10 protein-coding genes are annotated in these 11754 nt (G+C 64.3%); 6 read left to right on the top strand and 4 right to left on the bottom strand.

What is annotated here, in order from left to right:
* Positions 1 to 5 precede the first annotated feature (5 nt).
* Positions 6 to 926 (bottom strand): serine/threonine dehydratase family protein, encoded by a 921-nt coding sequence (locus G3N95_RS32720; RefSeq protein ID WP_205974245.1) that lies wholly within the window; start codon positions 924 to 926, stop codon positions 6 to 8.
* A gap of 137 nt (positions 927 to 1063) precedes the next feature.
* On the bottom strand, positions 1064 to 2932 hold the full coding sequence (locus tag G3N95_RS32715; protein ID WP_205974244.1) for an ABC transporter ATP-binding protein: 1869 nt from the start codon (positions 2930 to 2932) through the stop codon (positions 1064 to 1066).
* A 482-nt stretch (positions 2933 to 3414) separates the two neighbouring features.
* Here G3N95_RS32715 and G3N95_RS32710 point away from each other — a divergent pair, with 482 nt between their 5' ends.
* The 5 genes from G3N95_RS32710 (at position 3415) to G3N95_RS32690 (ending at position 7255) form a co-directional block, all read left to right on the top strand.
* Positions 3415 to 4467 carry a phytoene/squalene synthase family protein gene (locus tag G3N95_RS32710; protein ID WP_205974243.1) on the top strand — a complete coding sequence of 351 codons (1053 nt, stop codon included), beginning with the start codon at positions 3415 to 3417 and terminating at the stop codon, positions 4465 to 4467.
* An 89-nt stretch (positions 4468 to 4556) separates the two neighbouring features.
* Positions 4557 to 4895: a DOPA 4,5-dioxygenase family protein gene (locus tag G3N95_RS32705; RefSeq protein ID WP_205974242.1), complete on the top strand. Its 339-nt coding sequence runs from the start codon at positions 4557 to 4559 to the stop codon at positions 4893 to 4895.
* Between the two features lie 53 nt (positions 4896 to 4948).
* Positions 4949 to 5680 (top strand): FprA family A-type flavoprotein, encoded by a 732-nt coding sequence (locus G3N95_RS32700; protein WP_205974241.1) that lies wholly within the window; start codon positions 4949 to 4951, stop codon positions 5678 to 5680.
* Between the two features lie 133 nt (positions 5681 to 5813).
* Positions 5814 to 6467: a glutathione S-transferase family protein gene (locus G3N95_RS32695; RefSeq protein WP_205974240.1), complete on the top strand. Its 654-nt coding sequence runs from the start codon at positions 5814 to 5816 to the stop codon at positions 6465 to 6467.
* A gap of 77 nt (positions 6468 to 6544) precedes the next feature.
* Positions 6545 to 7255, top strand: coding sequence for a DUF899 domain-containing protein (locus G3N95_RS32690; protein WP_205974239.1), 711 nt, complete (start codon positions 6545 to 6547; stop codon positions 7253 to 7255).
* A 20-nt stretch (positions 7256 to 7275) separates the two neighbouring features.
* Here G3N95_RS32690 and G3N95_RS32685 read toward each other — a convergent pair whose 3' ends face one another.
* Together G3N95_RS32685 and G3N95_RS32680 are read right to left on the bottom strand one after the other, a co-directional pair.
* Positions 7276 to 7641, bottom strand: coding sequence for a hypothetical protein (locus tag G3N95_RS32685; RefSeq protein ID WP_012404696.1), 366 nt, complete (start codon positions 7639 to 7641; stop codon positions 7276 to 7278).
* 220 nt (positions 7642 to 7861) lie between these two features.
* On the bottom strand, positions 7862 to 9007 hold the full coding sequence (locus G3N95_RS32680; RefSeq protein ID WP_205974238.1) for an MBL fold metallo-hydrolase: 1146 nt from the start codon (positions 9005 to 9007) through the stop codon (positions 7862 to 7864).
* Positions 9008 to 9441: 434 nt separating this feature from the next.
* Here G3N95_RS32680 and G3N95_RS32675 point away from each other — a divergent pair, with 434 nt between their 5' ends.
* A complete protein-coding gene (locus G3N95_RS32675; RefSeq protein WP_205974237.1) occupies positions 9442 to 11685 on the top strand; it encodes an NADP-dependent isocitrate dehydrogenase in 2244 nt (747 codons plus the stop codon).
* The last annotated feature ends 69 nt before the right edge of the window (positions 11686 to 11754 follow it).

The raw sequence follows: 11754 nt of genomic DNA, 5'->3' as shown, positions 1-11754 counted from the left end.
GGCGCTCACATCATCTCGCGATGCCAGCGCTCCAGCTGCTCGATGGTCGTGCCGGCGCCGCCGCACACGATCACGAGCACGCTGCCGAAGCGTTGCAGCGCCGGCGTCTGCCGATAGACGAGCGCCAGGCTCGCACCGCATGCGGGTTCGACCAGCACGCGGTGATCGTCGACGAAACGGCGCGACGCATTCACTGCTTCCGCATCCGACACCACCACGCATTCCACAGGATGCGTCTGCGTGAGCGTGAACGCCTGCTCGCAGACCTGCTTCGCGCCGAGCGAGGTCGCCACGCTCGTGATGCCCGGCAATTCGATCCGCTTGCCCGCCCGCACCGACTGCGCCAGCGACGACGCGCCTTCCGTTTCGACGGCGATCACGGGCACGTTGCCGAGACCGTTGCGGCGCAAGCCTTCGATCGCACCCGCCATCAGCCCGCCGCCGCCCACGGACAGCACGACGGCATCGAACTTTGCGCCCGCGCGCGCCACTTCGTCGATCATCGACGCATGGCCGTGCCACAGCAGCGGATCGTCGAATGGGTGGAGGTAGGCGTCATCGGGACCGACCTGTTCGAGCGCGAACGCATTCGCTTCCTGCCAGGTCGCGCCGTGCACGATCACGTCCGCGCCTTGCAGACGGATCAGGTCCTTCGCGCGCTCGCCCGTGCTTTGCGGTACGACGACGGTGACGGGGATCGACAACGCGCGGCCCGCATACGCGACCGCGATGCCCGCGTTGCCGCCCGACGACGACACGAAACGCCGCTTGCCCTGGTCTGCATGCTGTTCGCACGCATAGCCGATGCCGCGAATCTTGAACGAGCCGGGCGGCTGCAACGCGTCCATTTTCAGCAGCACGCGGCGGCCGAGTGCATGGCTGAGCGGTTGGGATTCGAGAAGCGGCGTATCGATGTGCAGTGTCATGGTCGGGTTGCCTCGAAGCGGCGCGAGATGAGCTTCGCTGAAACGTTGATACATTGAGTCGCCGATGATAGCAAGCTGCGTCGGCGCGTGAAAAAGGGCGATCCGAAAGCGCGGACCGCCCTGTCGTGCCGAACGCGTTACTTACCCGCGATCAGACTCGGATCGCCGGCAAAACGCGCGCTGGTGCGAGCCGGGCCGTCGTCGAGCAAACCTTTGGTCAACTCCAGCGCCTGACGCTCGAAGAGCCGTCGGTACACGCCGTTGTCGATGCGGATCAGTTGCTCGTGACTGCCTTCCTCGACCACGCGGCCCTTGTCGAGCACGAGCAGCCGGTCGAGCGCGCGCACGGTCGACAGACGATGCGCGACGACAAGCGTCGTGCGTCCGACCATCAGCCGTTCCATCGCCTGCTGGATCAGCACCTCGCTTTCGCTGTCGAGGCTCGACGTGGCTTCGTCGAAGATCAGGATCGGCGCGTCAGCGAGGAACGCACGCGCGATCGCGACCCGCTGGCGCTCGCCGCCCGACAGCTTGACGCCGCGCTCGCCGACTAGCGTGTCGTAGCCGTGCGGCAGCGCGCTGATGAACTCGTGCGCGCTGGCGAGCTTCGCGGCCTGCACGATGTCGTCGAACGATGCGCCCGGCCGCGCGTACGCGATGTTTTCCGCGAGCGAGCGGTGGAACAGCACGGGTTCCTGTTGCACGATCGCGATGTGCTGGCGCAGCGATGCCTGCTGCACGTCGGCGATATTCTGCCCGTCGATCGTGATGCGGCCTTCGTCGATGTCGTACAGGCGCTGGATCAGCTTGATGAACGTGGTCTTGCCCGAGCCTGAATGGCCAACGAGACCGATCCGCTCGCCCGGCGCGATGCGCAGCGAAAAGTCGTTGTACAGGGCCGTGCGCTGCGCGCCGTAGCGGAACGTCACGTGCTCGAAGCGGATTTCGCCGTGCTCGATATCGATCGAGCGCGCGCCCGGCTTGTCTTCGATGCCGAGCGGCTCGCGCTCCAGCGCGACGAGTTCCTCCATGTCGTTGACCGAGCGTTGCAGGTTGCGCACGTGCATGCCGACGTCGCGCAGATAGCCTTGCAGCACGAAGAACGTGGTCAGCGCATACGTGATGTCGCCGACGCTCGCTTCGTCGCGCAGCCATAGCAGCAGGGCAGCGCCGAGTATGGCGGCCTGCATCAGCGCGAGCATCGCACCCTGCACGCCGCCGTTGGTCGTGCCACGCTGCCACGTGCGGCGCGTGCGCTGCCGCCATTTGCCGATCACGCGTTCGAGCCGCGCCTCTTCGCGTTCTTCCGCGCCGAACGCCTTGACGACGGCGTTGCAGCTGACGGCGTCGGCGAGCGCGCCGCCCATGCGCGTGTCCCACAGATTGCCGAGCCGTGCGGCAGGCGCGACGTAGCCAAGCGACAGCGCGACCGTCACCGCCACATACAGCAGCGAGCCGAGGCCGACCACCGCGCCCATCACGGGCCAGTGAATGCCGAGCAGCACCGTCGATCCGGCGAGCATCACGAGCGACGGCAGCAGCGCGATCAGCAGCGTGTCGTTGAGCAGGTCGAGCGCCCAGATGCCGCGCGTGATCTTGCGCACCGTCGAGCCCGCGAAGCTGTTCGCGTGCCAGTCGGTTGAAAAGCGCTGCACGCGATGAAACGCGTTCGCGCAGATCGTGCTCATCATCTTCAGCGTCATCACGATGATGCTGCGATACACCAGTTGCCGCAGCAGCGTACCGCCGATGCCGAGCGCGATCAGCACGCCGAACGCTGTCAGCGCCGGATGCGAAGCGGCTTCCTTGCCGAGCGTGCTGCCCGACGCGAGCGCATCGACGAGACGGCCCGCGAAGAGCGGGGTCAGCACGTCGGCGAAGGCGGCCATCAGCGCGAACGCCGCGACGCCCGCGACGCGCACCGGCTGCCTGCGCCAGTGATTGAAAGTGAAGCCGAGAACGCTTCTGAACGCTTGCGCGCCAAAGTCGAGTTTTTTGCTAGCCATGTGTCACAGCCTGCGGCGCGAAGCGGCGCAGCGCTATCCAGTCAGGAGATCCGGAAACGGACGACCGATGCCCGCCAACGTGCGGCGGCGACAAAGAAAACCGGTAGTCTGATCAAGGCGCGGGCTGTTGCGTTGCTGCGTGCCAGCGCGGACGGCAACCTAGCTCGGAGAGCTGATGAAGCGTCGTGGCATCCCGCGAGAGACTGCGATGTACGTTGCGTGCATTGAACGCCTCCCTTGGGTGAATGAGTGGATGAAGAACGACTGCTTGAGGCTTTGGATTGTAGCAGGAAAGCTTGCAAAACGCGCTTGCAATGTGCGTTGACCCGCTGCTTCGTGTGGCTTTATGCACGCTTCATCGAACCGTCACGGCGCGCGTTTGCGGCCTGAGCGCGCGCATGCCGGATACAATGCGGCAGCGCTGAACCGTCCAGCTTCGGGCCTCGTGCCCAACGCCGATCAACACCATTCGATTTCAACTCATGTCCAGTTCCACTCGGGCCTTTTTGCTGGGTCCGTTGCTCAAAGGGGTGTCCCGTTCCTTCTATCTGACGCTGCGCATTCTGCCCGCCGGCATGCGTGATCCGATCGGTCTCGCGTATCTGCTCGCGCGCGCGGCGGACACGATCGCCGATACCGCGCTGATTCCGCCCGAACAGCGTCTCGCGCTGCTGCTCGCGTTGCGCGAGCAGGTCAACGGCGCGACCGACGATGGCGAACTCGCGCGGCGTCTGGCGAGCGAAGTGGCAGGGCAGCAGACGCAGTCGGATGAAAAGGTCCTGCTCGAATCGATCGCGCCCGCGCTCGACGTGCTTCAGCAACTTGACGCCGCCGACCGCGCCGCCGTGCGCGAGATCGTCACGACGCTGACGACGGGTATGGAGTTCGATTTGCGCACGTTTCCCGATGAGCGCTCGGGGCAGATTGTTGCGCTGCGCGAATACGAAGAGCTGGATCGCTACACGTATCTGGTGGCGGGTTGCGTCGGCGAGTTCTGGACGAAGATGACGTATGCGCATCTGCCCGGCACGCTCAAGACCGATTTCGCGACGATGCTCGAACGCGGCGTGCGCTTCGGCAAGGCGCTGCAGATGACCAACGTGTTGCGCGATTGCGGCAAGGATTTACGGATCGGCCGCTGTTATCTGCCTTCGGTAATGCTCGATCGTTTCGGGCTCACGCCGCAGCTTCTGCTGGAACCGCAGGCTTCGTCGCGCGCGCAACCGTTGATGCACGAACTCGTGCGCAAATCGCTCGATCACTTTCGCGCGGCGCTCGACTACACGCTGGCGATTCCGCGTTTTTCGCTGCGCTTGCGGCTCGCCTGCGTGTGGCCGATCGTGATCGGGCTCGAAACGATGCTGCTGCTGGTCGATAACGCACATTGGCTGGAGCCGGCGAAAGTGTCGAAGATCCGGCGCAAGCAGGTGTATGGAATCATTGCGCGCTCGCTGCCCGTGTCGCTGTCGAATGCGGGGCTGCGCGACTGGATCGAAGGGCTGATCGGCGCGATCGAAGCGCGTATCAGCCGATAACAGCCGATGATTTGTTCATACCTCGACTGAAGGCCTATGATGAACATCGCACAACCTGCAACGAAGGGCGGCCACGGCCGCAACCGATCATGACGGCAGTCGCCAACTGGCACGCACACGTGTACTTCGATCAGGCGACACGCGACACCGCGTGGGCGCTGCGCGAAACCATCGCGGCGCGCTTCGGCGAACGCCTTGAAATAGGGCGTTTTCATGAGCGGCCCGTCGGTCCGCATCCGATGTGGTCGTATCAGCTGAAGTTCGATTCCGCATTGTTCGCGGAGTTGTTCGAATGGCTCGCGCTCAATCACGGCGCGCTCGACGTCTTCCTTCATCCGAACACGGGTGACGCGCTGCGCGATCATCGCGATTCGGCGGCATGGATCGGGCGCTCGTATCAACTGAATCTCGCCGCGCTGGGCGGATAGCGCGCACAGCCCGGCGCAGCGTCGCGCGCGAGGGCGCGCATGGAGGTCTGGTCATGACGGTCACCAACGCGGTGTCGGGCACCAACGTCCATGAAGTAGCGGATGGGATCTACCGGATCAACACGCCCGTCGTCTTCGAAGACGGTCCGGGCGGCTTCTCGTTCAACCAGTACCTGATCGTCGACGACGAGCCGCTGCTGTTCCATACGGGGCCGCGCAGGATGTTCGGGCTCGTGCGCGAAGCGGTGGCGTCCGTGCTGCCGCCTGAACGGCTGCGGCACATCGCGTTCTCGCATGTCGAAGCGGACGAGTGCGGCTCGCTGAACGAGTGGCTCGCCGCCGCGCCGAATGCGCAGCCGCTGTGCAGCGCGATCGCCAGGATGGTGTCGATCGACGATCTCGCCGACCGGCCCGCGCGCGGCCTCCAGGACGGCGAAGGCGTCGATCTGGGCAAGCATCGTCTGCGCTGGCTTGCGACGCCGCATCTGCCGCATGCGTGGGAAAGCGGCATGCTGATCGACGAAACGTCCGGCACGCTGCTGTGCGGCGACCTCTTCACGCAGCCCGGCGCGGATCTGCCCGCCGTCACGAGTGCGGACATTCTCGGCCCGAGCGAAGCGTTCCGGCGCAGCATGGATTACTACTCGCATACGAAGCACGGTGACGCGATGCTGGAGCGGCTTGCCGCACTCGCGCCGCGCACGCTCGCGTGCATGCACGGCAGCGCGTGGCAGGGCGACGGCGCGGCGCTGATTCGCGCGCTTGCGGGATCGCTGCGCGATTGAATGCGCAGCGTAGCGCACGAACGTCGCAGCGCAGCAAAAGTTTTTTCGCATCGCATGTCGATTCACAGCGTGGCCGTTCGTCGTCACAGTAAGCGGACATATCGTCCGCTCCCTGCCTGCAAGGACGACGACAATGACCTTGAAGCTCTACGCCCATCCCTTTTCCTCGTATTGCCAGAAGGCGCTCATTGCGCTCTACGAGAACGGCACGCCGTTCGAATACCGGCGCCTCGATGAACCCGGCGCGATGGACGAACTGGCTGCGCGCTGGCCGATCCGGCGCTTTCCGATGCTCGTCGACGACGGCCGCACGATCGCCGAGGCGACCGTGATCATCGAACATCTCGCGCTGTTTCATCCAGGCCCGGTGCAACTGCTGCCCGACGATCCGCGCGCGGCGCTCGACGTGCGCTTCATGGACCGCTTCTTCGACAACTACATGGCGACGCCGCAGCAGAAGATCATTTTCGATTCGATGCGCAAGGAGCACGAGCGCGATCCGCGCGGCGTCACCGATGCGCGGACGCTGCTCGAGACCGCCTATGCGTGGCTCGACAACGCGATGAAGGGCCGCGAATGGGCGGCGGGCGAGCATTTCAGTCTGGCGGACTGCGGCGCGGCGCCGTTTCTCTTCTATGCCGACTGGACGCATCGTATCGATCCGAAGTTCGAACACGTGATCGCCTATCGCAAGCGTCTGTTGAAGCGGCCGTCGTTCGCACGCGCGGTCGATGAGGCGCGGCCTTACCGGCATCTCTTTCCGCTCGGCGCGCCGGATCGCGACTGAGTTGCCATTCCCCGAATTCCAACGGCTGCCCGTTGCGACGCGCAGCCTGCGTGCATGCTTCTCCAGTGGGGGCCACCATGTCTACTGCATCTTCTCTCGTGCCCGCCGTCGAGCTTGCGAAGCGCAACGGCAGGCACTTTCCGAACGAGAGCGTCGAGTATCGCCGCGCGCGCGACGCGTTGCTCGCGGAGGAAATCGAGCTGCGCCGCCATATCGAACGCGTCGCCGAGCAACGCCGGGCGTTGCCGCAAGGCGGCGAGGTGACGGGCGACTATCGCTTCGTCGGCGAAGCGGGTCCTGTCGATTTCGCAGGGCTATTCGGCGACAAGGACACGCTCGTGATCTACAGCTTCATGTTTGGGCCGCAGCGCGAGCGGCCGTGTCCGATGTGCACGTCGCTGCTGGGCGCGTGGGACGGCGAGGCGCGCGATATCGCGCAGCGTATCGCGCTCGCAGTGGTCGCGCGTTCGCCGATCGAGCGGTTGGTCGCGTTCAAGGAAGAGCGCGGCTGGCGCGCACTGAAGCTGTATTCGGATGTGAACGGCGCGTATAGCCGCGACTTCGGCGCGATCAATGACGACGGCGGCGACGATCCGGCGTTCCAGGTTTTCACGCGCCGCGACGGCACGATCCGGCATTTCTACGCGTCGGAAATGGGCTTTCCGACCGCCGATCCCGGTCAGGATCCGCGCGGCGCGCCGGATCTGATGCCGATGTGGACGATCTTCGACATGACGCCCGAAGGGCGCGATCCGCATTGGTATCCGAGGCTCGACTACGCGCGCTGAGGCGCGGGCACGACGGATCTTCAGTCGGCGACGCGCTTGTCGGCGAGCGCGCGTTCGCAGTCGCCGAGCACCGTCAGGACGAGACGGGCCTGAGCGTCGAGTTCATCGGTATCGAGAATTTCTTCAACGGCGTCGCGCGCCCAGTCGGCTTCGACAAACGATGCATGCCGTTGCGCGATATCGAGCGCGATCGCGGACAGCCTCGCGATGCACAGCCAGTCGGCGGTGCGCCCGTGCCGGTCGAGCCACTTGTGCGCGGCTTCTACGTGAAAGGACGGGGAGGGCCAGGTTTCGTTCAGATACCAGGCGCCGAGGCTTCCGCAGGTGAGCCAGCACAGCAGCTCCACGCGGTCGCGTTGGCTCAGAAGGTGGCGTACATCACTCATGGCGACGCTCGCGAAGGTAACGGATATGACGTGAGTTCCGCGTAGCAAAGCTCGAACCCGTGTGTGTACGACAATAACACGCACGTTGTGCCGTGCAGGACAGGGTTTAACCGGATGCCGGGTCTCTCGCGTGATGCCGAATGTGGGCTGACCGACATACGCGTGTTGCGTGACGGCGCGTGCTGCACACGCGCAGTGCAAGACGGCGCGGGATGCCCTGTCAGCGGGCGCACGCCTCGCGTGTCTCGTTCATCGTGGCCGTATCGTCGAGGCGGATCGTCTGGCCATGATGCAGCACAGTGAAGGCGTCGTCGTGCAGGCCGGCGGCACGGGTCGCTTCGGCGAGCTTTTTCGGCGGCTCGTCGAGCGGTTCGTCGGCGAGTTCGAAGGTGCCCCAGTGAATGCCGATTGCTCTTTTCGCGTGTACGTCCTGGAAAATCTGCACGGCCTGCTGCGGATCGACGTGCTGTGGACCCATGAACCAGCGCGGCGCGTACGCGCCGATCGGGATCAGCGCGAGATCGAAACATCCGAACGCCGCGCCGATGTGTTTGAAATCGTCTGAATAGCCGGTGTCGCCCGCGAAGTACAGCGCATACGGATGCGTGGCGCCCGCGGGCGTTTTCACGACCCAGCCGCCCCATAGCGTCTCGTTGCGATCGGTGAGGCTGCGCGCGGACCAGTGCGTCGCGGGCACGAACCAGAAGTCGAGGGCCGCCGCGCTCACGTGGTCGCCCCAGTCGAATTCCTGCGCGTTCGCGATGCCTTTTTTCCCGAGCCAGTCCTTGATGCCGAGCGGCACGAGAAAGAGCGGCGGCCCACCAGGCTGCGCGTTCAGCGCCTCGACGCTCGCGGTATCGAGATGATCGTAGTGGCTGTGCGAAATCAGCACGACGTCGATATGCGGCAGTTCGTCGAGCGAGAGGCCGGGCGGCACGTGCCGTTTCGGTCCCGCGAACGTGAACGGCGACGCGCGCTCCGAGAACATCGGATCCGTCAGCACGTTGACGCCGTTGATCTGCAGCAGGGCGGTCGCGTGGCCGATCCACGTCATCGTGTCTTCGCTGCGATTCGATCGGAGCCACGCGACGTCAGGGTGATCGACGGGAAATGCGTAGCCGTTCGCGGGCGGCGGCGGCAAATCGTGCGTCCAGCGGTTCCAGCGCCATTTCCACACCGAGCCGCGCGCGAGCGGGCCCTCGCTGTTCTCGTAGCCGTCTTTCGTGCGCGGCGCGTGCTGGATGCCGCTCGAAGCGAGCTTATCAGGCGAGGGATCGGGCGTCTGAGCACCGGCCGTGCTACTCGCCGTCGCTGCGCTCAATGCGATGACGGCGCACATGACGCGCGAGCGGAAAGGGAATGGCATCGTATGAAAATGATGGAGCGTGTCACGCCGCCGTAAAATGTGGGGTGCAACAGTGTAGGCCGGGCGTCGTTTTTTTCGCCCGCGCAGTGGCGAACCGACTATCCACGTTCGGAGCGCGTCGGCTCCGGGGGGCATTTTCCCGCCCTTCGAGGCGCGCAATGTCGCTGTGCATCCGTCTTTCGCCATTCGTGCGTAGACGGAATGAAACGGAATAATTGTGCCGGTGCTGAATCCGTAAAATGCAATGAAGTGCCGTTCTCGTGGAAGAAGTCGCCCTGCAATCGCGGAAATCGTGCATTTTTTTGCGTTGAGGGCCATTCAATCGGCCCGATTCAAACCGTCAAAATCCAAAATAAGGCAAAATTCAGGGCATTCGCGTCGGCCGTGGCGTCGCCGGCGGCATTTCCCAACCTTTCTCGACCAAGAGCAAAGCGATGAGTAACAAGCAACCTACGATCATCTACACCCTGACCGACGAAGCCCCGCTGCTCGCGACGAGTGCCTTTCTGCCGATCATCCGTACGTTTACCTCGCCGGCTGGCGTCAATGTCGAGACCAGCGACATTTCGGTGGCAGGCCGTATCCTCGGCGAATTCCCGGAATTCCTGACGGAAGATCAGCGCGTGCCGGACAACCTCGCCGAGCTGGGCCGCCTCACGCAAGACCCGGACACGAACATCATCAAGCTGCCGAACATTTCGGCGTCGGTGTTCCAGCTGGTCAGCGCGATCAAGGAACTGCAGTCGAAGGGCTTCAAGGTGCCGGATTATCCGGAAGACCCGAAGAACGACGAAGAAAAGGCGATCCAGAAGCGTTACTCGAAGTGCCTCGGCTCGGCCGTGAACCCGGTTCTGCGCGAAGGCAACTCGGACCGCCGCGCGCCCGCCGCCGTCAAGAACTACGCGAAGAAGCACCCGCACAGCATGGGCGACTGGAGCATGGCGTCGCGCACGCACGTCGCGCACATGAAGCATGGCGACTTCTATCACGGCGAAAAGTCGATCACGACCGACAAGGCGCGTGAAGTCCGCATGGAACTCGTCACGAAGCGCGGCGAGACGATCGTGCTGAAGCCGAAGGTTTCGCTGCAGGAAGGCGAGATCGTCGACAGCATGTTCATGAGCAAGAAGGCGCTGGTCGAGTTCTACGAAGACCAGATGGAAGACGCGCACAAGACGGGCGTGATGCTGTCGCTGCACGTGAAGGCGACGATGATGAAGGTCTCGCACCCGATCGTCTTCGGCCACGCGGTCAAGGTGTTCTACAAGGACGCGTTCGCGAAGCACCAGAAGCTGTTCGACGAACTCGGCGTGAACGTCAACAACGGCCTCGTCGACCTGTACACGAAGATCGAGGCGCTGCCGGAATCGCAGCGCGACGAAGTGATCCGCGACATGCACGCGTGCCACGAGCATCGTCCGGCGCTGGCGATGGTCGACTCGGCCAAGGGCATCTCGAACCTGCACGCACCGAACGACGTGATCGTCGACGCATCGATGCCGGCGATGATCCGCGCAGGCGGCAAGATGTGGGGCGCCGACGGCCGTCCCGCCGACACGAAGTGCCTGATCCCGGAAAGCACGTTCGCGCGCATCTACCAGGAAATCATCAACTTCTGCAAGACCAACGGCGCCTTCGATCCGCGCACGATGGGCACGGTGCCGAACGTCGGCCTGATGGCACAGAAGGCGGAAGAGTACGGTTCGCACGACAAGACGTTCGAGATCAAGGAAGACGGCGAAGCGCGCATCGTCGACAACGCCACGGGCGAAGTGCTCTCGGCGCTCACGCAGCAGGTCGAAGCGGGCGACATCTGGCGCATGTGCCTCGTGAAGGACGCGCCGATCCGCGACTGGGTCAAGCTCGCTGTCACGCGCGCACGTAACTCGGGCACGCCCGCCGTGTTCTGGCTCGACCCGTACCGTCCGCATGAAAACGAGCTGATCAAGAAGGTGCAGACGTACCTGAAGGATTACGACACGAACGGCCTCGAAATCCAGATCATGTCGCAGGTCCGCGCGATGCGTTACTCGCTGGAACGCGTGATCCGCGGCCTGGACACGATCTCGGTGACGGGCAACATCCTGCGCGACTACCTGACCGACCTGTTCCCGATCATGGAACTGGGCACGTCGGCGAAGATGCTGTCGATCGTTCCGCTGATGGCGGGCGGCGGCATGTACGAAACGGGCGCGGGCGGTTCGGCGCCGAAGCACGTCAAGCAGCTGGTCGAAGAGAACCACCTGCGCTGGGATTCGCTGGGCGAGTTCCTCGCGTTGGCGGTGTCGCTCGAAGAGCTGGGCATCAAGACGGGCAACGCAAAGGCCAAGGTGCTGGCGACGACGCTCGACGCTGCAACCGGCAAGCTGCTCGACAACAACAAGAGCCCCTCGCCGAAGACGGGCGCGCTCGACAACCGTGGCAGCCAGTTCTACCTCGCGATGTACTGGGCGCAGGAACTGGCCGCGCAGAAGGACGACGCGGACCTCGCCGCGAAGTTCGGCCCGCTCGCGAAGGTGCTGACGGACAACGAAGCGACGATCATCGGTGAACTGACGGACGTGCAGGGCAAGGAAGTCGATATCGGCGGCTACTACAAGCCGGACTTCGCGAAGCTGGAAACGGCGATGCGTCCGAGCAAGACGCTCAACGCCGCGCTGGCTGCCGTGACGGCGTAAGCCGCCGCGCTGTCGTGCTGTAAGCGAAGCCCGCGCATTGCGATGCGCGGGCTTTTTGTTTTTTGAGCC

Source organism: Paraburkholderia sp. Tr-20389 (assembly GCF_017104565.1).
Lineage (GTDB): Bacteria > Pseudomonadota > Gammaproteobacteria > Burkholderiales > Burkholderiaceae > Paraburkholderia.
Note: the sequence above shows the minus strand (reverse complement) of the source record. Positions and strands in the feature narration are given on the sequence as shown.